The organism is Mucilaginibacter gracilis (assembly GCF_003633615.1).
GTDB lineage: Bacteria > Bacteroidota > Bacteroidia > Sphingobacteriales > Sphingobacteriaceae > Mucilaginibacter > Mucilaginibacter gracilis.
Genome location: NZ_RBKU01000001.1, coordinates 5,137,062 through 5,160,168, shown reverse-complemented (window position 1 = coordinate 5,160,168; position 23,107 = coordinate 5,137,062). Strand labels below are relative to the sequence as shown.

The following is a 23,107-nucleotide window of genomic DNA, read 5'->3' as shown; positions in this document are numbered from 1 at the left end:
TTCATGAAAAAACTTTTTACAACAATGCTAATATTGGCTGGAAACGCCATATATGCTCAAAATATATTTAAGGCTTTCGTTAAAGATGGCGACACCAACAAACCCTTAACAGGCGCTACAGCAACAATCACCACATTAAAAAAGGGCACAACTGCTGATACAGCCGGCCGAGTGGTTATAACCAATATACCGGATGGCAAGATAGAAATCACATTTAGCTTTGTCGGGTACATACCCAAAGACATAACCATTGTTTACCCTGAAAAAAAACCCGCAGTGCCATTAGAGATTTATCTTGAGCCATTGGCGGGGGAGCTGGCCGAAGTTATTGTACAAACCACCAGAACAAACCAAAGTATCAAAGATATACCAACCCGCATTGAGGCTCTGCCATTGGAGGAATTGGACGAAAAGGGTACCATGCGTCCCGGTGATATTAAAATGCTATTGGGCGAAATTACAGGTATACAGGTTCAACAAACATCTGCTGTAAGCAGTACGGCAAACTTTAGGATAGAGGGGCTGGATAGCAGATACACACAATTGCTAAAGGATGGTATGCCACTTTATCAGGGCTTTTCAGGCGGTTTGAGTCTATTGCAGGTTTCGCCATTAGATTTAAATCAGGTGGAATTTATAAAAGGTTCTGCATCTACTTTGTACGGTGGTGGTGCAATTGCCGGATTGGTGAACCTGATTAGCAAAACCCCACGGGATAAACCGGAGTTGACATTTTTACTAAACGGTACCAGTGCCGGGGGCGCCGATGCTGATGGCTATTATTCTCAAAAATGGCAACATATTGGCACTACTGTATTTGGCTCATATAATTATAACGGTGCGTACGCTCCGGCTGGAAATACCTTTACCGCAATACCTAAAACCGACAGGTTTACCTTAAACCCCAAAGTTTTTTTTTATATTAATGATAAAGATTCGGGTTGGATAGGCTTGAACGGCACTTATGAAAACAGGTTGGGCGGCGATATACAAGTTGTAGAAAGTAAACCCGATAATCTGCACCAATATTTTGAGAAAAATATAACTTATCGCTTTTCTACACAATTATCGTTTACGCATAAGATAGATACTGCCAGTCAAATTAATTTTAAAAATACTATTGGCTATTTCAACCGCAATTTAACAGCACCGGGGTATGAGTTTGGCGGCAAACAAACCTCATCGTACAGTGAAGTAAATTATGTGTATCATAATCACAAATTTAGTTGGGTTATGGGTGGCAACCTGCTTACCGATAAACTGGACGTGCCTTATCCTCTTAATTATTTTAGCTATAACTATACAACTTTAGGCGTATTTGTTCAAAGCACTTACAAGTTAACAAACTGGTTTTCTTTAGAAACAGGTTTAAGGCTTGACTACAATACCCCGGCGCCTGTTAATAAAGCTAATGGTGTTTTTGTTTTACCCCGCGTAAACGGTTTATTTAAAGTAGATGAGCATTTAACCAGCAGAATAGGGGGCGGATTAGGTTATAAAATGCCAACCATATTTAGCGACCAAACAGAAGAACAGGAATACAGGTACATTGAGCCTGTGGTTGTTTCAAATTTAAAAGCCGAACAATCATACGGTTTTAATGGGGATGTTAATTACCGAAATGCTATTGGCGACGCTGTTATCAATATCAATCAATTGTTTTTTTATACAAAGGTTAATCAGCCTCTCCTCTTGATAAACAATGTGTACGGCAATTCGCCGGGTGAACTAAAAACATCGGGAGCCGAAACAAATATTAAATTGTTTGCAGATAATTTAGGCATCTATTTGGGATATACATATACAAACACCAAACAACAGTTTAGCAGTGTTAGCACTACGCAACCTCTAACGCCAAAGAACAGGATAAGCGCAGATGTAACTTATGAAGTTGAGAACAGTTTTCGGGCAGGGATAGAAGGGTTTTACAACAGCGAACAGTTATTGGGTGACGGAACAACAGGTAGGGGTTTTTGGACTTTTGGCTTACTGGTTCAAAAAATGTGGAAACACTTTAACATATTTATAAATGCTGAAAACCTGACCGACCAAAGGCAAACACGCTGGGGAAGCATTTATACAGGAACAATTACCAACCCGGTTTTTAAAGATATATATGCCCCTTTGGATGGCGTTATTGTTAACGCTGGTATAAAAATTAAGGTGTTGTAATTTACATAGCCCAATAATTTACGCCTTAAAACAGTAAGTTTGCTTACCAATTATAGCACCCATATGAATACTTTGTTTATTAAGCAAAACTTTCAACACCGATGGTTAATTATGTTTTTGCTCTTTGTTTTAATAAACAATGTAGTGATAGCCCAGGCTTTACCCAAGGTTGCCTGCGGCTCGGTTAAGCGGGTAGAAAACTTTTCGTCGCGGTATGTGATGCCTCGTAACGTGGACGTTTGGTTGCCCGAAGGTTACACAAAATCGAAAAAATACGCCGTGCTTTATATGCACGATGGCCAAATGCTTTTTGACAGCACCACCACCTGGAACCACCAGGAATGGGGTGCTGACGAAGCGATGTGTAAGTTAATAGCATCTAACCAAATAAAAAACTGCATTGTTGTTGCCATATGGAATACCACACAGCGGCACCCGGAATACTTTCCGCAAAAACCATTTTACAGTATGACCAACGCCGATCAGCAGCGGATGCTTGATATTGGTAAGGAAAAAGGTACTCCACTCATGGGTAAAGGGCCCGTATCAGATAATTACCTTAAATTTTTGGTGCTTGAGCTTAAACCTTATATCGATAGTCATTTCAGTACCAGAACAGATCGGCAAAATACTTTTATTGCGGGTTCCAGTATGGGCGGCCTCATTTCTATGTATGCCATTTGCGAATATCCTGATGTTTTTGGCGGCGCAGCCTGCTTGTCAACCCACTGGACCGGCATTTTTACCAATCAAAATAATCCCATTCCTTCGGCTTTTTTGCATTATTTAGATGCACACCTGCCATCGCCTAAAAACCATAAAATTTATTTTGATTATGGCAGCAAAACGCTGGATAGTTTGTATAAACCCTACCAACTACAGGCCGACGGCATTATGAAAGCAAAAGGATATACCCCAAAGAACTGGATAAGCCTCGAATTCCCCGGCGAGGATCATTCCGAAAAGTCGTGGCGTAAACGGTTGGATATACCTCTTCTTTTTTTATTGAAAAAATAGCTTTAAATTATCTTAGGCAGTATTTTTAATACACAAAGGAGAGGTTACAATGCAGAAATTAAGGAATTGCAAACCACATTAAATTACAAACTTAATTTGCTAAAAAACTTGCGGAAAATTAAGCGTTGCATATCGCACTAAAAACATTGCAGTGCAAAACCTGGAATGTTTTTAATTGATATTGCTCTTACCTGCCATTTTATCAAAATTTATCATATCCCGTGTGTTTTTTTGAACCGCTATGGCCGAAAACAACGTTAGTAAAAACGACATGGCGTAAAAGCCTTTTTCGCTCAAGGTTAGCGTGGCGTTCCACAAACCTACAGTAAGCAATAATATTGCAATTAGGGTGCAAAGTCCAGCTTAAACCCAGGGCTGACGCATAAGAATAGTTAAAAGTTGATATGGTTATGAACAAAGTGTTGGAAACGTAGGTATAACTTTTGTGGTTTCGGGAGGATTAGAGTCGGGTTAGCGTTTTTTCTTTGTAAAAGCATATGACGACTTCACTTCACAATCATTTTAGATGGATACCTGATCCTCGTACAGGTAATAATAAGAAACACAATTTACTGGAAGTTATCATTTTGTCGGTATTGGCCGTTCTATGTGGTGCAGAAAGCTGGTACGAGATGGAAGAATTCGGGAAGGAGAAAGAAGATTTTTTAAAGCAGTTGCTGCCTCTTGAAAACGGCATACCCAGTCATGACACGATCAACCGGGTTTTTATGCTGATCGATTCGGCGCTTTTTGAACAGTGTTTTCGTGCCTGGACAGCGGAACTTAGCCGGGGTCTTGAGGAGTCGGGCCTGTCTGGCGAAAAGGAGTTGATCGCTATCGATGGAAAGAGCATCTGTAACAGCGCCTGCAAACACCAGGGGTTGGGGGCCTTGCATTTGGTAAGCGCCTGGTCGGGTCGTAACCAGTTGGTACTGGGGCAACAAAAAGTGGATGACAAGAGCAATGAGATTACGGCGATCCCAGCATTGTTATCGCTATTGAACATCAAAGGGGCGGTAGTAAGCATCGACGCAATGGGTACACAGAAAGCGATTGCTGAACAGATTGTCGAAAGCCAGGGCGATTATATCCTTGCTTTGAAACAGAACCAGGAAACACTTTATGAACAGGTAATCAATCAGTTCAACTTTAAAGAAGACAGTTACAGCCAGCACCTGGATAAGGGCCACGGGCGGGCGGAGATCAGAGACTGCAAAGTCATTCATGAACTTAACTGGGTTGACGAAAAGGAAAATTGGAAGGGAATAAAGACCATCATCAAAATAACCTCGGAAAGGATAATAGGTGACAGCCACTCCATACAAGACCGCTACTATATCTCCAGCCTCCGTGCTGATGCTGCCTATTTTAACCAAGCCATCCGCGCACATTGGGGCATTGAGAACCAATTGCACTGGCAGTTGGATGTCGGATTTGGCGAAGATTACAATACCACACGGAACAAACAGACCGCCCAAAACCTTGCCGTAGTCAGAAAGATAGCCCTAAATATCCTAAAAGCCGACAAAACCAGTAAGGCCAGCCTGAAAGCAAAAAGAAAAATGGCCGGGTGGAACCATAAATTTCTTCTTTCATTACAATTAATCGCTAAAACAAATTCCTAATGCGTCGGCCCTGAGCTTAAACCGCAATAAATGTTGGTTTACCGGGATATTTTCTAATTTATCGCGCACACTTTTTTGTACAGATACGGCGGCAAACAAACCAAAAAGTAATACAGTAAAATAATATTCTTTTTCGTTAAGTAACATTGTACCGTTCCATAAGCCAACATTATAGCTAATAAAACCTATAATTAGTGCCGCCCACGATGCTCCAATAAAAGCGTTTGATGGTTTTTGATCTATACAATTGTAATAATTTATGATAAAGATAACAGAAGGTACCGGAAAATCAATCACAGCGGCCTAAATTATTGGCTGTTTAGTGCTGCAATGCTTTAATATTGAGCAGCAAAATTAAAGTTGAATTACGTGTGGTAAGTGTTTAAATCCAATTGCATGTAGGTGTTTATAAATTGCTTAGCCCCATTTATTTGCTATTAACTTCGGTATTAAATAAGTTTAATATAACTTGAAAGTTAACATACTATTTGTTTGTTAACATAATGATAATATCAAATTAACAACAAGGTAATCTATCTTTGCTGTTAATCGCTTCTATAAATATGAAAAATACTAAACGAAAATCACTAATTAAGTCTGCCAGAAAAACGGCTAAAAAAAATATTCTCGTAAGTTTAATAGCCGAACTAAAAAAGGTTTCGGCTAATATAGGCGCCGGGTCTCAAAAACTTGAGAAGGTAATTGAAAAGGGCTCCGGCAAACTTGCAAAAAAAGTTGCTAAAGAAATTATGTTAGATGAGGTGGCCATTGTTGCCGCCGGCGAAGTTGAAAAAACAGCAGAGATCCCGGTAACTAAAAAAGGTAAAGTAAAAGCTGCTCCGGCTGATAAAGCGGATGCGGTAAAAGAGGAGCCGGTAGCTTTAAAAAATCCTGATAAAAAAGCTTCTAAAAAGAAAGCTAAAACCACAGAAGTGGTAACGGCATCGTAATTTAATAACTGACTTTATATTTTACCTGGCATCCTGTTTTAGGGTGCCATTTTTGTTAAAAAAAATATGAAGGTGTGGTTTTAAAATAATTACCTAAATTGGTTGCTGTGGTTTATTAAAAAAACCAGACCGAAATCGATGCATAAATTACACGTTTATAAAAATATAGTTTTATTTGCTTTAGCGGCGTCGGCCTTTAACGGCATGGCGCAAACTAAATATCCCGGTGGATTGGTGCAATATGTTAAGCCAATTGTTGGTACACAGCGCATGGGGCACACTTATCCGGGAGCTACGGTGCCTTTTGGGATGGTGCAATTAAGCCCCGAAACCGATACCGTGGGTTATATTAAAGACGGTAAATACGACCCCGACGTTTATAAGTATTGCGCCGGTTACCAGTATGACGATAAAAGTATTGTAGGCTTTAGCCATACCCATTTTAGCGGTACGGGCCACTCGGACCTTGGCGATTTTTTGATTATGCCTACCGTTGGTAAACTGATGCTTAACCCGGGTGTGGCCGATAAGCCACGGAGTGGTTACCGGTCGGCATTTTCGCATCAAAACGAGGTAGCACAAGCTAACTATTACAAAGTTAAGCTCGACGACTATAACATAACAGCCGAATTAACCACCAGTACCCGCGTTGGTTTTCATCAATACACCTTCCCCAAAAGTGAACACGCCCATATTATTTTAGACCTTATGGCCGGTATTTATAACTATGAGGATAAAAACGTGTGGACTTATATGCACGTTGTTAATGATACACTCATTACCGGCTACAGGCAAACCAGCGGGTGGGCAAAAAACCGCACCCTGTATTTTGCCATGCGGCTATCAAAACCTTTTAGCAGCTATGGCAACGTTAACAACTCAAAAAAGGAAAAGTATGGTGGTTTTTGGGGCAAATTCAACCAATCGCGAAACTTCCCCGAAGTAGCTGGAAGGCAGATCAGGGCTTATTTTGATTTCGCGACAAGCGAAGGGGAGAAGATCAAAATTAAATTCGCCATTTCGCCTGTAAGTATGGATGGTGCTCTAAAAAACATGCAGGCCGAAATACCCGGCTGGGATTTTGACAAAGTAAAAGCCGCCGGCACGCAGCAGTGGGAGCAAGAATTGCATAAAATTGTGATTAACGGCAGCACCGATGATAAAGAAAATTTTTATACATCAATGTATCATGCCATGATAAACCCCACCATTTATATGGATGTGGATAGGCAATATAAAGGGTTAGATCAAAATGTGCATACGGCCGATGGATTTAGCAATTACACCACGTTTTCGTTATGGGATACGCATAGGGCACTGCACCCTTTGTTTAACATTATAGAGCCGGAGCGTAATGCCGATATGATAAAATCTATGCTCGTGCACTTTGATCAAAGCCCGGAACATATGTTGCCGGTGTGGTCAAATTCGGCAAACGAAAACTGGTGCATGAGCGGTTACCACAGTGTATCGGTAATAGCCGACGCCATTATAAAAGGAAACGTATCGTTTGATGTAAACAAGGCGCTTGATGCCTGCGTTACTACCGCACGCCGTCGTAGTTTTGAGGGCATTGGCTATTATATTGATAAGGGTTATATACCCGATGAAAAGAATGGCAATTCGGTTTCGTCAACATTAGAATATGCTTACGATGATTGGTGCATAGCGCAAATTGCCAAAAAGCTAAACCGCGATGATATTTACCAGGAGTTTAGTAAACGCGCGCAAAACTATAAAAACGTGTACGATCCATCGGTTGGCTTTATGCGGCCCAAGTTAGATAATGGAGCTTTCCGCCCAGGTTTTGATGCCCTTACCACACTTGGGCAAGGTTTTATTGAAGGCAACTCGTGGAACTATACCTTGTATGTTCCGCACGATCCGGCTGGTTTGATTAAACTGATGGGCGGTAACAAACGCGTGGTGCGATACCTCGATTCGTTATTTACAATGGAACTGCCCGATAAATTTTTCGCCGAAACCGAAGATATTACCCGCGACGGTATTATTGGTAACTATGTGCATGGCAACGAACCATCGCACCATGTAGCTTATTTGTACAACTGGACCGATAAACCCTGGAAAACCCAGGAGCGCATACGCATGATACTGAAAAAAATGTACAAAGCAACTCCCGATGGTTTGGGTGGTAATGACGATACCGGGCAAATGAGTGCCTGGTATATTTTTAGCACGCTCGGCTTTTATCCGGTAGCTCCCGGTTCGGATGTGTATGCCATTGGTAGCCCCGCAATACAAAATGCTGTTATCAAGGTTGCCGATAATAAAACCTTTACAATTAATGTTAAGGAGCAGAGCGATAAAAATGTGTATATTAAAAAGATATTACTTAACGGTAAACCGTTAAACAGTCTGTTCTTGTCGCATGCCGACATTATGAATGGTGGCGAAATAACCTTTTACATGGGTTCGCAACATCATTAGTAGCCATGCTTAGTGCTGCCGATATTGCGTTGTACCTCCAACTATTTAAGGGTTTGGATGTGGCCGATATTTTAGAGCCATCGTTAATATCTAGTCACGTTATTGGGTATTACGCCGGTATCATTGAGCCGTATCCGCAAAAGAATTTCGACTGCGCGCAAGCGTTAATTAACCTTTGTTAATCTTTACGCGGTAATGTTACCTTAGTTTTGCATTGTTAAAATAACAATAGCTATGGAAAACGTTGTTCATCTGTTTCTAAAAATATTTACCATCTCGGCTACCCGGTATTTTGTTATTGCAGGTATTGCTTTTTTGCTATGCTATAAAATACTATCTAACTGGTTAACAAAGGCAAAAATACAAAGCCGTACCGCAGCCAATGCCGATTTTTACCGCGAGATATTACATTCGGTGCAAACTACAGCCATACTGGCTGTTATAGCATGTTTGGTACTCAACACGCCGTTAAGAAATTATACATGGGTTTATAGTAACCTGGCTGACTATCCAACATGGTGGATAATAGTGAGTTTGGTTTTATGCCTCATTATTCACGATACCTATTTTTATTGGATGCACCGTTTGCTTCATCATCCTAAATTATTCAGGCATACGCATTTGCTGCATCATAAATCAACCAATCCATCACCTTGGACTTCTTATTCCTTCCATTTTTTTGAGGCCTGGACGGAAGGCGGCGTATTGTTGGTGATAGTTTTTGTGTTGCCGGTGCATACGCTTACCATAGCCTTATTCACCTTTACCGGTTTTATAATTAATGTTTACGGCCATTTGGGTTACGAAATAGTACCAAAGCGTTTCCGTAAATCGCCCTTGTTTGGCTTGTTTAATACTTCGGTTCATCACAACCTTCACCACAAAAAGTTTAATGGCAACTACGGCCTCTACTTTAGGGTATGGGACAGGCTAATGCGAACCGAACACACGGACTATGTAAAGGAATTTGACCGGGTTCAGCAAAACCGATTTGGAACTCAAATTAGTGATACCAACGAACCATTGGCAACTTATCAGGCGGTTAAATAACACAAACACTTCGATATTTTATTGGTGGAGCTCACAGAGTCACAAAAAATGAGCATCGCGTTAGCCATGCTGCTATAAAAGGTTATTGAGTATACCGATGAAGGGGGGAAATAAGGTGATTTTTTTTAAGGAAAGTGCCTTTAAAAGCAAAAAAGAGCGATGGGCAACCATCGCTCTTTTTTGCTGATATGTTTTGCAGCTTACTGCGGCGGAATCACGAATGCAGTTCCGTTAAATATAAATGTTGTTGAAACAGTTGTACTGCTACCCGGATAAGTTACGTAAGTTATTTTATACGGAACGCCAACCGTTGCTGTAGGGAACTTATGTAACAGTATAGCAGCTAAAGCACGTGTTATCTCGTCAGCTTGCCATACTGCTGCATTTGATGTACGAAGTTCAAAATCTCCATACCTTGCTGTACCCGCTCTTGCCGCGTCGGTACCAATAGTTGTTGTTTGAAGATAAAGATAATCCGGATTATTGGCAGCAGCCGGTTCGTTTACATACACAGTAGGGTCGGGTACCCAGGTGCCGTTAAGTTTTAAGAAAGCAAATGTAGCTTGGTCTGCCCATTTTGTTCCGTCAAACATTAAAGCCAATACGTTTTGGCTGGTGCCGTTGTATTTGTAGCTCACGTATTTAACATCGCCAACTTTAGGAGTTGGAATCATAGGGTCGTCTAACAATAACGAGCTTAATACGCCCGGTATGTTTGGCAGGTCGTTAGTAACAAAGTAAAGGTTTGTACCACGGCCCGCTGCTGTATATTGCGCGGCCGATAGGGTATAAATTTTTGTCCAAATGCCACTTAAAAACATATACGAATCGGTAGTTATAACGCCGGTACTTGGCGTAACACCACTTTCAAGATAGTTATATGTTAATACAACCAGTTGGTTGGCAACAGGTGTTGGATATTTGGCAGTTAAAAATGTAACTGCCTGCGCCGTAGTGAAAGATGTACCGCTATAATCGGCAGCAACGGCGGTATAGCCCACGTGCGACAGTAAAAAATCGGGCGCGGTTGGTATAACTACCGTAGTTGAGTACGGGAAGGTTATAGAAGCCGTTGAGCCTTCGGCTAAATTGCCATATTTTGTGTTTAACAAAGCCGATAAACCTGTTTTAGCGGCATCGCCTGATGCATAGGTTGTAGTTGTGCTAAAAGTAAGAGTGCTGGCCGCAGGTTTTGCGTCAATATCCTTATAAGTTTGGCTCAACGGATCGCACGAGGCAAACCCTACAGCAATTAAGGCCAGTAAATAATATAATTTTTTCATTTTACTTAATTTTTATATGTTAACAAATCACCGGTATGATGATTTCATAGTAATCTTATTTAAATTAAAATTTTATCCTTAAAGTGGTAGTATATGTTCTGCCAGTACCATAGTATACGCCAATGGTTGATGCCGTATTGTTTAAACCGCTGCTGTCAAGAGCGTCAGATATATAGGCGGTGTTAAATAGGTTACGGCAGTTGCCAATAAATGAAGCATCCAGGCCGGCAAATTTAAATCTGAATACTATGTTTAGGTCATATAAAGTATAGTTTGGTATTTTATAGGGTACGTAATTAGCCCCGGTTATATTATCAGCATAAAAATTAGCAGTATAGTTAGCATAGTAGTTTACCACAGGGTTAATTTTCACCTTAGGTAAAATATACCAATCGGCACCAAACGAGCCTGTTGTTTGTGCAGCATCACCTACATTAAGTCCTTTTACGTGCAGTGAAGGTAAAGTATTTGGAAAGCCGTTGTCACTTATTACCTGGATTGGGCCTGTATCAGATAGATACGTCCATTTACCTACCGAGAACATACCCCTAAAAGAAATAGCCCGGTTTGGTTTATAATTCAGGTTAAATTCTACCCCTTGGTGAAGTTCATTTAATCCCGAAAGGTTAACTGATGAAACCGAACCGTCGGTATTAACCTCGGTAACAGGAGCCACAGATTTGTCGTGATAGGTTGATCTGTAAAGGTTAACGTTTCCTGTTAACTCTGCACTTCTAAAACCGTAACCTAACTCATAGCTCATTAGTTTTTCGGGTACAGCGTCAGTGTTAATGCTATTATTGTTATTAACAAATACATTGGCAACTAATGGTGCGCGTTGTAAAAAACCAATATTGAAAAATACGTTATTATTGTTGTCAAGGTTATAGTTGGCACCGCCTTTAGCTTGCAAGCCTAAAAAGTAAATATATTTACTCTCACGGTTAGGGTCGGCGTTTAAATAGTTAAAATAATCTATCCTTTTATTACCTGTATTAGAGATAGCACCCGATGCAAATACCGTAAGGGCTTTCTTGGTGTACTCAACCTGCGAAAATAAACCTATCGAACCTACATCAAACTGGTAATTTCTGTTAAACCTATCGCCCACTACTACTTTGTGATAAGGGTTATTAATATCGCCCGAGCCTGCGTTTACACCACTTGAATTACTGGTTGTACGCGGATCGTAAACATACTGGCCACCCAGTAAATCTTGCATTTGGTAGTAATGTTGGCCTTCGTAGTATCTTAGGTCGGCTCCCAGCATCAAATCAAGATTGTCGCTAAAATTCTTTTTATAAGTGGATAGCACATTGTATTGCTGATGACTATTGGCAACATTTTGAAAATAATTTAATGAAGAACCATCGCCGTTAGCCATATTATTTTTAACTAATGCGTCAAAGTCAACAGGCGAGTAGGCGTCCCCTGTTCTTGGATATTCGCCAGATTTATTTGGCAATAGTGTTTTATAAGGCGACGCGCTTGCATTGGTAACATATCTTGATGCGCCTGTCCCAAACGAAGCCTGTGCCACAGTAGATAATGACGAACTTGAATTAATTGTCCAAATGTGGTTAAGTGCAATTGCTGGTTTGTTATAATAGTTTATTTCGGCGCTTTGTACCTGTCCATTATAATAACCCCAATCAGAGTTATATTGTGGGCCCTGTGTAGCATTTTTATAAGTTGTTATTAGGTTTTTGTTGTAACGCTGCCCATGTAATTGCGCTGCCCCCATTATGTTTAACGATAGTGTTTGGCTTTTTGTAAGTAATTTACTCACGTTGGCAAAGTAGCTATATCCGTTAAAATATAGACCCTGTGCAATACCATCGCCGTTGGTACGTGATAGTAGGAAAGATGTTGCCCATCCTTTATCACTTAAGCCAGACGATACCGATACACCCTCTTTATTAGCATTAAAACTACCCGCGCTACCAATTAGGGTACCGCCGGGCTGCGCGTCAAGGCTTCGGGTTGTAATAGCAATTGTACCACCTAATGATGGTGCTGCAACCTTAGATGCTCCAATACCGCGCTGTACCTGTATTGATGATGTAATATCAGTTAAACCTGCCCAATCGCTCCAGTAAACACGGCCGTTTTCAACATCGTTAACGGGTATACCGTTAATTAGCACGGCCACGTTGTTGGCACTAAAGCCACGGATACTGATGCGCGAATCGCCATAACCACCGCCGTTTTCGGTAACCATAACACCCGGAGTTTCTTTTAGTAATTGAGGAAAATCAACACCCGAACCTTTTTCTTCTATAAATTCGGCATTTACGGTTGAAACAGCTATAGGAGTTTTACGGTCAATAGCCGGAGCGTTAATTACAACCTCGTTTAACGACGACGAATTAGCAACCAGCAAAACCGATCCGAGATTTTTACTTTCTGAAACCGGAATTTCTTTTGATATATAACCAATATAGCTAAATACCAACACGCCGCTGCCGGGGGCAGGGAGGGTGATTTTAAAGGAACCGTCTAATGATGCCGAAGCGGCAACGGTGCTTCCTTTAACTACAACAGTTGCTCCAATTAGTGCTTCTTGAGTTTTTGAATCGAAAATTTTGCCGGTTATACGGCTTTGCGCAAATAGCTGTGCCCCGGATAACATCAGAGCTAAGAAAAAAAGTAAAATTAATCTCATAAGAGTTTTTTTGTATGAAAATTGAAGATTCGAAATTAGAGTAAGTTTTCGTTTAAGTTATTATGTTATGATTAGTTGTTTTTTAATTAATTGTTAAATATCCGGTAAGTATAAAAAAAAAATCGCATAGGTTGAGTATTTTTTGTTTATTTTGGGTAATTTATAACGAATAATGCATAAATTTTACTTTTTTAAAAGAAAATCGCACAATTGCCTGTTATTCTTTGATTTTTTTTGTTAATTAGTGGTTTATTTAAAAGTTTTAACGTTCAGTTAACATCTTAACTATTTATTTGTAAAACATTTTATTTTCGATAGATGAAATTTAGACACTTACTAATTTTTGCCCTCTTTGCTACCTTTATCGTGTCCTGTTCTAAAAACAAGGGCGATAATTTTTCTTTCATCCCCGATGCTGCCGACACCTCCGGTACAGGCTCGGCAACAACCCCGGTTACTATTCCGGTAGGTAACGATGCTCCACCCACTTCGGGGGAAGACAGCAATAATTTTCTGGGCAACCCTACACCTGCAAGCACAGATGTTGTTGTTAATAAAGACGATTATTTAATAAATCAAGGTTATTACGTAGAAAGCTATAGCTCAACCAGAGAAACGCCAAACTGGGTTTGCTGGCATTTGGATAAAACTTCTATTGGCGGTACCAAACGCAGCGATGCATTTGCAGCCTATGCAGGCTTGCCTTCCGCATTTTTTGCTGTACAAAGCGATAGCTATAATTATGCTACCTACGGTTTCGACAGAGGGCATGATTGCCCTTCGGCAGATCGTACAAGTTCGTTAACTGCAAACAAGGCTACTTTTTTAATGACTAACATGATACCTCAGGCTCCGCAAAATAATCAGCAAACCTGGGGCAACCTTGAAGACTATATACGTACCCAAGTTAACAGCAACGGTATGGAAGCATATATTATAATGGGTAGTTATGGTACAGGCGGCACCGGTTTGTATGGTACCTTCAGCACAATAAAATATAGCAAGTATACAAACGAAGCCGTTAACGTGCCAAGCTATGTTTGGAAGGTTGCGATATTGATACCATCCTCAACCGGCGATTTGAGCCGAATTACAGCTTCGAGCAAAATTATTGCGGTTAATACACCTAATATCAACTCTATTAATGCCGACTGGACACAATACATTACTACTGTTAACGCAATAGAAGCCGCCAGTAACGCCTCGACAGGTGCAACAGCCGGCCAAAAAATCAATCTGTTTGGCGCACTACCGGCCGATGTAAAAGCCGCCTTGAAAGCCAAAACAGGTGATGGTAAATAGCATTTTTATAAAATGCCTATTGGATATTCAATATCTCAATTAGCTTAACACGAGGCTGTTAAATAGCCTCTTAACACTCCTTGGCAGGAGATTTAATTAAGTAAATAACGTCTTAATAACAATACTTTATGAAAAAAAGGTTACTCTATTTTGTGTTCTCATTGTTTTTTTTGTTAGTCAGCAATCTCAGTTTCGGGCAAGCTTTTACAGCCACGTACGATTTTAGTAGTTTTGTTGTGGCATCGGGGCAATCTGATCCAACGGGTGCTACACCCGCCAGTATTCCTGGGCTTACATGCGGTTTATTTACTGCTGCATCAACACTTTCTACTTCCTCCAGTGCAGGTAACCGATTTAGTTTTAGCAAATGGCCCCCGGGAGCAACCGCCGGCTCCGACGCATTTACCGGTTCTATTGACACCACTAAATACTATTCGGTAACGTTAACCCCAAATGCGGCGAAACTGACTTTAACAACAATGACCTTTACCGTACAACGTTCTTCCACAGGGATAAGGCAATATGCAGTACGCAGCAGTTTGGATAGCTACAATAGTAATCTTGCCGCATCAATTAATCCTACTAGTGCGGCACTAAGCGTTGTTGCAACTAATATTTTTCAAATAACAGACGCAACCACTGGCGCTACTAATGGTAGTACAATTACATTTGATGCCACCGCCTTTGCTAACCTAACAGCCCCGGTAACGATTCGTTTTTATGGAATAAATGCTAATGGAACTGCAGGCGGCGGTACCTTTAGTATAGATAATGTGGTTTTTAATGGTTCAACAACAACCGTTTCATCAACACCGACCCTGGTAGCAACGCCAACTTCGTTAGATTTTGGCGCGACAACAGGTGTTAACGGTTCGTCAGTAAAAACATTTACTTTATCAGGAAGTAACTTAACAGCCGGTGCAACTTTAACCACCGCCGACCCATACAGTATTTCTGTTGATGGTGGTACAACTTTTAATACCACGGCAACTATTACTGCCGCTACATTAGCTGCCGCACAAACCATATCGGTAAAATTTAGCCCAACCACAACAACAGCTACAACAGGTAATATAGCTATAACAAGTACAGGTGCTGCCACACAAAATGTAGGTTTGGCAGGTACAGGTGTTACACCCACTTTAACTGCAAGTGCAACCACTTTAACATTTACAAGCCAGGCTGTGGGTACAACTTCTACAGCACAATCTGTTACCTTATCGGGCGTGGGTTTAAGCACTAACACAACAGTAAGCGTTGCAGCACCATTCGCAATATCAAAGGATGGTACTAATTACAGTACTTTAGTAACCTATACACCTGCCGAACTTGCGGCAACAACATCTCCTACGTTATCGGTGGTATTTGCGCCAACAGCGGCAGGCACACCAACAGGTACTATAACTATAGCAAGTGCCGGAGCTACAAGTAAAACAGTATCGTTAAACGGTACAGCTACCGGTAGTGGAAATTCAATTGCTAATCACGTAGTTATTAGTCAACTTTATACGGCTGGTGGTAACAGCGGTGCTATATATAACTGGGACTTTATTGAGCTATATAACCCAACAAGCGCCGATGTTAATTTGAGTACATGGTCACTTCAGTATCAATCGGCAGCTGGAGTTGGAGCGTTCAGCGGTCAAACCACATTCCCGGCTGGTACGGTTATAAAATCACATGGTTACTACCTTGTGCAAGAACAACCCAATAGCCAAACTGTAACGGTTGGGGCTGCTCTGCCAGTAACGGCCGATTTGGCCACTGTTGGAATAGTAAACAATTTTAACCTGGGTGCAGGTGCAGGTAAACTTGCTTTGTGTAATAGCACAACTGTGTTAAACGGTACGCCTCCCAATACCGCAGCAACTTCTCCGCCGCTACTGTTATCTACAGCAAATATTGTTGATTTTGTAGGCTGGGGATTAGTAAATTATAATGAAAGCTTCGTTTTAGCTAATCCTGCTGTACCGACAACAACATCTTTAACAGGGTCTGCCCCTGCAATGAGTGCTACAGGTGGTGATATTAGGTTGGCCAATGCATCATCAACAGCCGCTACATTGGCACCGGGTGGTTCAGATGCAACTGCCGGTAACGGATACGACACCAATGTTAACTCAACAGATTTTGTTTTGGAAACAGGCATTGCAAACATTGTACCTCGTAATTCACAAACAACAGCAACTGTTACAACAACTACTCCACCGGCCTTAACAACTTCAGTTTCATCAATTGACTTTGGTACAACAGTTTTGGTAAATTCGGGTACTTTGGTAAAAACATTCACTTTATCAGCAAGTAGCCTAACAGCACCGGTAACGTTAACAACTGCCGCGCCGTATACCATTTCGGTTGATGGTGGTACAACCTACGTTACAACGGCAACTATTACGGCTGCAACATTAGCTACTGCACAAACCATATCGGTTAAATTTACACCAACCACCACTACCGCAGCAACTGGTAGCGTTAGCATTACCACAACCGGCGCAATAGGGCAGGGTGTTATACTAAATGGTACAGGTACTAATGTGGTTGCATTGCCAACGCTAACAGCTACGCCAACAACTTTGGCCTTTGGTAACGTTAATGCAGGAGTTACATTGGTTAAAACATTTACTTTAGGCGGTTCAACACTTACAACTGCAACTACTACGGTAAACGCAACGGCTCCTTACACGGTATCAAAAGATGGTACAACATATACAGCAAGCGTAACCTACTCGGTTGCCGAACTTACTGCAACCACTGCGCCAACCGTATCGGTTAAATTTAGCCCTTTAGCTGCAGGTGCCGCAAACTCAACCATTACTTTTACCAATACCGAGGTAGCTACGCTGCCAACGGTAACAATAACAGGTACTGGCGTTATTCCGGTTTTAACCGCTACCACAGCTCCGGCTACTACACCTACCGCCGTTGATTTTGGTAATCAAACTATTTCTACCTCGGCTGTAAAATCGTACGCATTATCAGGTGTTAATTTGGTAGGTAGTACTACAGTACATGTTACAGGCACAGGGTATTTGATATCAAAAGATAACACAACTTTTGCAACTACCGATTTAACTTACACAGCTGCCGAGTTAACCGCAACTACTGCGCCATCGGTTTATATCAAATTTACACCTGCAACCATTGGTACATTGGCTGGAAGTATAACCAATACCACAACCGGTACAGGTGCAGTAGTGCTGCCAGTAGCCTTAACAGGTATATCAGTAGCTGCCCCGGTTCCGGCTGTAACGCTTAACCCTGCTGCTCTTACTTTCAGTGCAACTGTAAATACAACATCGGCATCGCAAAGCTTTATCATAACAGGTGCTAATATATCAGGTGCCACAACTGTTACTGCAACTGCGCCATATACTATCTCAAAAACAGCAGGCGGAACCTACGGTACAAGTTTAGCCTATACCCTGGCCGATTTTCCTACAGGTGCAGGTGCTCAAACAGTATTCGTACAGTTTAGTCCAACTTTAGTTGGTACAGCTACGCCAAATACAAACTCATTGGCTATTGCAACGGCAAGCGGTAATACCCAAACTTTAATATTAAACGGTACAGGTGTTGGCGTACCTGCTTTAACTGTAGCCACAACGCCAACTACTACACCAACAACATTAACGTTTAGCGGTGTAATTAATACTACTTCAACACAAACCTATAGCTTATCGGGTGTTTATTTAACTGCAAATACAGTACTTACCGCTACCGGTCCTTACACCATATCTAAAGACGGTACTACTTTTGCAAGTACGCTTACCTATACAACTACCGATTTAGCTTCGGCCCAAACTGTTACAGTTAAATTTAGCCCACTTACGGTAGGAGCTAACAATGGCACAATAACTAATGCCAGCACAGGTGCCGCAACTCAAACAGTTACATTAACAGGTACCGGCCTTGGTGTGCCTACGTTAACTGTGGCTCCTGCAGCTTTAACTTTTGCACAGGGTTCTGGAACAACCTCGGCAGCACAAAGCTTTATAATAACTGGTGCTAATATAACTGCGGCTACCATTTTAACAACTGCTGCACCTTATAGCATTTCTAAAACAAGTACCGGCACTTATGGTACTACGTTAACCTATACCGCAGCAGATTTTGCTAACCCACAAACGGTGTACGTTATATTTGCCCCAACTACCATTGGTTCAGCCAATGGTACTATATCAGTAGTAAGTACAGGTGCAGCTTCACAAACGGTTACTTTAACCGGTACTGGTGTAAATTCAGCACCAACACTTGCAGCAATCTCCGATATTGCTTTATGTTATACAGCAACAGCGCAAACTATACCATTAACAGGTATCTCGGCAGGCGAATCAACTCAAACTACTATTGTTTCTGCAACGTCAGATAACCCTGGTTTATTTTCACAATTTGGTGTATTGCCTTTAACATCGTCAACGGCACAAATTAACTATACACTTGCTTCGGGCGCAAGCGGTGTGGCCAATGTAACTGTTACCGTTAAAGACAACGGCGGAACCGCAAATGGTGGTATTGATACTTACACCCGCACATTTAAAATTACGGTAAGCTCGTTGGCTGTGGTAACTATTACCAGCGATGCTAACGGGAATGTGGTTTCAAAAGGCAGTAATGCAACCCTAACCGCAACCGGTGGCACCAGTTATAGCTGGACGGCTAACTCAACCATAATTAGTTCGCTTACCAATGCATCAGTTACCATACGCCCCAGCGCTACAACTACGTATACAGTAACAGCAACTAACGCCGGCGGCTGTACAACAACCCAAAGCATTACTATACAGGTTGTTTTGGCAAAATCGTTAGAAACAAGCAATGTAATTACACCTAACGGCGATGGTAAAAACGATATTTGGGTTGTCCGTAATATTGATCTTTACCCGGCCAATACCGTAAAGGTGTATGATAAAACCGGCAAATTGGTATACTCAAAAACCGGTTACAATAACGATTGGAATGGTTACTATAACGGATCTCCATTACCTCAGGGAACCTATATTTATGTAGTTGATTTAGGTACCGGTGTACCATACAAAGGTGTTATAAGCGTTGTTAGAGACTAAAAAAATTAAAGAAAGCAAATGAGATCAAATACATATTATAAGTTAACCGCGGCCCTTTTTATAGGTTTACTTACTTGCGGTGTTACAACAGTAAAGGCGCAGGTAAGCCCGCTTTCATCGCAATATTACCAAAACCAATACCTGTTTAACCCTGCAATGGCAGGGCTAAACAGCGGCTTTAATGTTAATGTTGATTACCGTAAACAACAGTTGGGTGTTAACGGTTCGCAAAATTCGCAAGCCGCCTCGGCCGAGTACCAAATGGATAAGGTAGGTTTGGGTGTTAATTTAACCAACCAGTTATCGGGCGTGTTTAGGCAAACAAGGGCTATGGTTACGTATGCATACCATTTGCCTTTAAGCGGCGACAACCAAAAATTAAACTTTGGTTTATCGGCAGGTGTGGTTGATAACCATTTAAATATCGACCAGGTTTTTGGCGACCAAAGCGACCCTACCCTGGCTAATTATAACAGCAAAGGAACATCATTTGACGGCGATTTTGGTGTGGCATATACCAGCGACAAGTTAACCGTGCAAGGAGCACTACCAAACCTGCGTTATTTGTTTAAAGACAATGGCAGCCTGCAAGAAAGAGAAGTTTTTTTTACCGCCGTAAGCTATAAGTTTTTTGACCCCGCCAATGTTAGCGTAGAACCAAAAGCTGCTTACCGCCAGGTAAAAGGATACGATAATATTTTTGACGCTGGTGCAAACGTTGCCTTTAATAACGAGCAATTTAGCTTACAGGGTTTTTATCACACCTCAAAAAGTGCAACTTTTGGTGTGGGATATAGCTTTGCCGCTTACTCAATACTTGGTTTTTATACAACCAACACTTCGTCATTAAACTCATACAGCAGTGGCGATTTTGAAATTAGCTTAAAGATAAACCTTTCGAAATTGAAATAAACGATATTGCTTATCAAGCAAAAAGCCATTCCGGGTTATCCGGGATGGCTTTTTTTATTTTGGTGAGTATAAAATATTTTACCTGTCAACCTCGCCGAGCATAAAATCTATCGAGCCTACAATGGCTACTAAATCGGCAATGAGTACACCTTTTGATATTTCGGACAATACCGATAGGTTACAAAAACTCGGTGCGCGCGATTTTACACGGAAAGGTTTTTCGGTTTTTCCATCGGCTATAAAGTAAAAACCTAATTCGCCGCGCGGGTTTTCGGCGCGAATGTAAAAATCCTGGGCCTTTGGTGTAAGCTTTCGCGGAAGTTTGGCCCTGGGGTCAAAATCGGGAGTGCGTTTCAATTCTTTTTGCAGGCGGTTTACACACTGTTCCATAATTTTAAGCGATTGTTCTATCTCATCAACCCGCACTTTGTACCTGTCCCAACAATCGCCAACTTTTCCCATCAATCCGGTACCAACCGGAATATCAAACTCCAGTTCGGGATAAGCCGAATAGCCATCTATTCGCCGCAAATCGTATTTTAAGCCCGATCCACGCAGCATAGGGCCGCTGCATCCATAATTAATAGCAACATCTAAAGGTAGTATACCCACATTGGCGGTGCGGTTAATAAACACCTGGTTATCGGTTAATAGTTGATTTAACTCAACCATCTTGGGCTTAAAATAGCTAATAAACTCCAGGCAGCGTTCTTCAAAGCCAACAGGCAAATCGTAAAACAAGCCGCCAACCCAAATATAGTTGTAAAGCATGCGCGAGCCCGAAGCCCACTCCAGCATACCCATAATATGCTCTCTATCCCTAAAGCACCATAAAAAAGGGGTAAAGGCACCAATATCAATACCATAAGTGCCAATGGCAATTAAGTGCGATGCGATGCGGTTCATTTCGCAAACCAGCACGCGGATGTACTCAACCCGTTTGGGGATCTCTTTATCAATCCCCATCATGCGTTCAACACCCATTACCCAGGCATGGCTGTTATTCATTGAGGCCAGGTAATCCATCCTATCGGTAAACGGAATAGTTTGCTGGTAGGTTAACATTTCGGCGTGTTTTTCAAAACAGCGGTGCAGGTAACCCATGTGCGGGATAACTTCGCGCACTATTTCGCCATCGGTAATTAACTCCAAACGCAAAACCCCATGCGTAGACGGATGCTGCGGACCCATATTGAGCACCATTTCATCAGCCTTCACACTGGCTATTTTTTTACGGTAGTTTTCGAGTCCTTCGTTATACATTTCGGATTTCGGATGTTCGATCTATTTTGTCATTGCGAGGTACGAAGCAATCGCACGGATACTTGCTCGTTTTGTATGTCGGCTCGGCTTCCGTGCGTTTGCCACGCTATCGCTCGCAATGACACTTTTGTCATTTTATTTTAATGCCTTTATATTCTTCCGCTTCCACATAATCCTTCCGTAATGGAAAACCCTCCCAGTCATCAGGCAATAAAATGCGCCTCATATCGGGGTGGTTTTTAAAAAAAATACCCAGCATGTCGTAAGCTTCCCGCTCATGCCATTCGGCAGTTTTATATACCGATGATACACTTTGGCAGGTTGGCAGCGCATCGGCATCAGGGTTAATGGTGCAGCTAACTTTTAAGGTTAGCTGCGTATGGTAGGGGATAGATGCCAGGTGGTACACTACCCCAAACCGGTTTTCGGCAGTACCATAATCAACTCCCGATAGGTTGGATAAAAAATCAAAATACGTTGCCGGGTTATCCCTCAGTTCAAGGCAAACGGCAGTTATATTTTGCGGCGCTATTAACAAAGCCCACTGTAAGCCCGATGTTTCTTCACCAACAATTATATCGGAGCCAAATTTTGTTATTAGTATATTTTTAATATCCTCAAAAATCATGGAGCAAGGCGTACTATTTTCCAGGTTTTTTTATCGGTACGTTTATACAAAATACGGTCGTGCAGGCGGCTGCTGCGGCCTTGCCAAAATTCAATTAGTGTGGGCTTTACAATAAAACCGCCCCAATGTGCAGGTTTTGGCACCGCAGTTTCGGCATAAACAGCTTCAAGTTCGTTCCATTTTTGTTCTAAAAGCTCACGGCTTTCAATTTCCTGGCTTTGCGGCGAAACCACTGCACCAACCTGGCTGCCTTTTGGGCGGGTATTGAAATATTTTTCGGATGTTTCACGGCTTAGTTTTTCAATCGTACCTTCAATGCGCACCTGGCGCTCAAGCTCGGGCCAAAAAAACAACAATGCTGCCAAAGGGTTTTTAGCCAACTCCTTACCTTTGCGGCTCAGGTAATTGGTGTAAAATATAAAACCTTCCTGGTGAAAATCTTTAAGTAGCATGATGCGGGCCGACGGTCGGCCATTGCTGGTTGCCGTAGCCAGTGTCATGGCATTGGGTTCGTTTACTTTAGCATCAACAGCCGCTTTAAACCAATTCTCAAACTGGTTAATAGGGTTGGCAACTACATCTTTTTCCAATAAAGAAGCCGAACTGTAGTCTACCCTTAAGTTTTGTATAATATCGCGATTCATTGCGGGCAAAGTTACAAAATTGCTATCGGCTTATTTTATTTTTAGTCAAAACTAAAACCGTATATTGTAATTTTACTTATATACG

General features: G+C 41.6%; 17 protein-coding genes. 10 read left to right on the top strand and 7 right to left on the bottom strand.

Features of this window, described 5'->3' with window-relative positions; genetic code table 11:
• Positions 1-3 precede the first annotated feature (3 nt).
• Together BDD43_RS22850 and BDD43_RS22845 are read left to right on the top strand one after the other, a co-directional pair.
• Entirely contained in the window at positions 4-2,172 is a 2,169-nt protein-coding gene (locus BDD43_RS22850; protein WP_121200094.1) for a TonB-dependent receptor, read from the top strand.
• 63 nt (positions 2,173-2,235) lie between these two features.
• Complete coding sequence (locus BDD43_RS22845) at positions 2,236-3,189, top strand: alpha/beta hydrolase (protein ID WP_121200093.1); 954 nt, start codon at positions 2,236-2,238, stop codon at positions 3,187-3,189.
• 171 nt (positions 3,190-3,360) lie between these two features.
• On the opposite strand, the gene BDD43_RS22840 is transcribed toward BDD43_RS22845, so the two are convergent.
• The gene (locus BDD43_RS22840; RefSeq protein WP_246001747.1) at positions 3,361-3,522 is read right to left on the bottom strand and encodes a YiaA/YiaB family inner membrane protein; all 162 of its coding nucleotides are present in this window, start codon (positions 3,520-3,522) and stop codon (positions 3,361-3,363) included.
• A gap of 164 nt (positions 3,523-3,686) precedes the next feature.
• On the opposite strand from BDD43_RS22840, the gene BDD43_RS22835 reads away from it, so the two are divergent.
• Complete coding sequence (locus BDD43_RS22835) at positions 3,687-4,814, top strand: ISAs1 family transposase (RefSeq protein ID WP_121196770.1); 1,128 nt, start codon at positions 3,687-3,689, stop codon at positions 4,812-4,814.
• Here BDD43_RS22835 and BDD43_RS22830 read toward each other — a convergent pair.
• Entirely contained in the window at positions 4,791-5,111 is a 321-nt protein-coding gene (locus BDD43_RS22830; protein ID WP_246001746.1) for a YiaA/YiaB family inner membrane protein, read from the bottom strand. The two genes, BDD43_RS22835 and BDD43_RS22830, sit on opposite strands and share 24 nt — an antisense overlap.
• Positions 5,112-5,377: 266 nt before the next feature.
• Here BDD43_RS22830 and BDD43_RS22825 point away from each other — a divergent pair, with 266 nt between their 5' ends.
• The 4 genes from BDD43_RS22825 to BDD43_RS22815 all read left to right on the top strand — a co-directional run bounded on the left by BDD43_RS22825 (position 5,378) and on the right by BDD43_RS22815 (position 9,262).
• Positions 5,378-5,764, top strand: coding sequence for a hypothetical protein (locus tag BDD43_RS22825; RefSeq protein ID WP_121200091.1), 387 nt, complete (start codon positions 5,378-5,380; stop codon positions 5,762-5,764).
• Between the two features lie 138 nt (positions 5,765-5,902).
• Positions 5,903-8,212 carry a GH92 family glycosyl hydrolase gene (locus BDD43_RS22820; RefSeq protein WP_121202091.1) on the top strand — a complete coding sequence of 770 codons (2,310 nt, stop codon included), beginning with the start codon at positions 5,903-5,905 and terminating at the stop codon, positions 8,210-8,212.
• Positions 8,213-8,217: 5 nt separating this feature from the next.
• On the top strand, positions 8,218-8,394 hold the full coding sequence (locus tag BDD43_RS30220; protein ID WP_162847152.1) for a hypothetical protein: 177 nt from the start codon (positions 8,218-8,220) through the stop codon (positions 8,392-8,394).
• A gap of 52 nt (positions 8,395-8,446) precedes the next feature.
• Positions 8,447-9,262 carry a sterol desaturase family protein gene (locus BDD43_RS22815; RefSeq protein ID WP_121200089.1) on the top strand — a complete coding sequence of 272 codons (816 nt, stop codon included), beginning with the start codon at positions 8,447-8,449 and terminating at the stop codon, positions 9,260-9,262.
• A 200-nt stretch (positions 9,263-9,462) separates the two neighbouring features.
• Here the strand turns inward: BDD43_RS22815 and BDD43_RS22810 are convergent, their stop codons facing one another.
• Both BDD43_RS22810 and BDD43_RS22805 read right to left on the bottom strand, forming a co-directional pair.
• On the bottom strand, positions 9,463-10,545 hold the full coding sequence (locus BDD43_RS22810) for a hypothetical protein (protein WP_121200087.1): 1,083 nt from the start codon (positions 10,543-10,545) through the stop codon (positions 9,463-9,465).
• 64 nt (positions 10,546-10,609) lie between these two features.
• Positions 10,610-13,210, bottom strand: a complete 2,601-nt coding sequence (locus tag BDD43_RS22805) for a TonB-dependent receptor (RefSeq protein WP_121200085.1) — start codon at positions 13,208-13,210, stop codon at positions 10,610-10,612.
• 318 nt (positions 13,211-13,528) lie between these two features.
• Here BDD43_RS22805 and BDD43_RS22800 point away from each other — a divergent pair, with 318 nt between their 5' ends.
• The 3 genes from BDD43_RS22800 (at position 13,529) to BDD43_RS22790 (ending at position 20,487) form a co-directional block, all read left to right on the top strand.
• A complete protein-coding gene (locus tag BDD43_RS22800) occupies positions 13,529-14,512 on the top strand; it encodes a DNA/RNA non-specific endonuclease (RefSeq protein ID WP_121200083.1) in 984 nt (327 codons plus the stop codon).
• 128 nt (positions 14,513-14,640) lie between these two features.
• Positions 14,641-19,575 carry a beta strand repeat-containing protein gene (locus BDD43_RS22795; protein WP_121200081.1) on the top strand — a complete coding sequence of 1,645 codons (4,935 nt, stop codon included), beginning with the start codon at positions 14,641-14,643 and terminating at the stop codon, positions 19,573-19,575.
• An 18-nt stretch (positions 19,576-19,593) separates the two neighbouring features.
• Complete coding sequence (locus BDD43_RS22790; protein WP_121200079.1) at positions 19,594-20,487, top strand: PorP/SprF family type IX secretion system membrane protein; 894 nt, start codon at positions 19,594-19,596, stop codon at positions 20,485-20,487.
• A 78-nt stretch (positions 20,488-20,565) separates the two neighbouring features.
• Here the strand turns inward: BDD43_RS22790 and BDD43_RS22785 are convergent, their stop codons facing one another.
• The 3 genes from BDD43_RS22785 to pdxH form a co-directional block, all read right to left on the bottom strand.
• Entirely contained in the window at positions 20,566-21,750 is a 1,185-nt protein-coding gene (locus BDD43_RS22785; protein WP_121200077.1) for an NADH-quinone oxidoreductase subunit D, read from the bottom strand.
• Between the two features lie 130 nt (positions 21,751-21,880).
• Entirely contained in the window at positions 21,881-22,378 is a 498-nt protein-coding gene (locus BDD43_RS22780) for an NADH-quinone oxidoreductase subunit C (RefSeq protein WP_121200075.1), read from the bottom strand.
• Positions 22,375-23,022, bottom strand: coding sequence for a pyridoxamine 5'-phosphate oxidase (pdxH, locus tag BDD43_RS22775; RefSeq protein WP_121200073.1), 648 nt, complete (start codon positions 23,020-23,022; stop codon positions 22,375-22,377). Before pdxH ends, BDD43_RS22780 begins: the two co-directional genes overlap by 4 nt.
• Between the last annotated feature and the right edge of the window lie 85 nt (positions 23,023-23,107).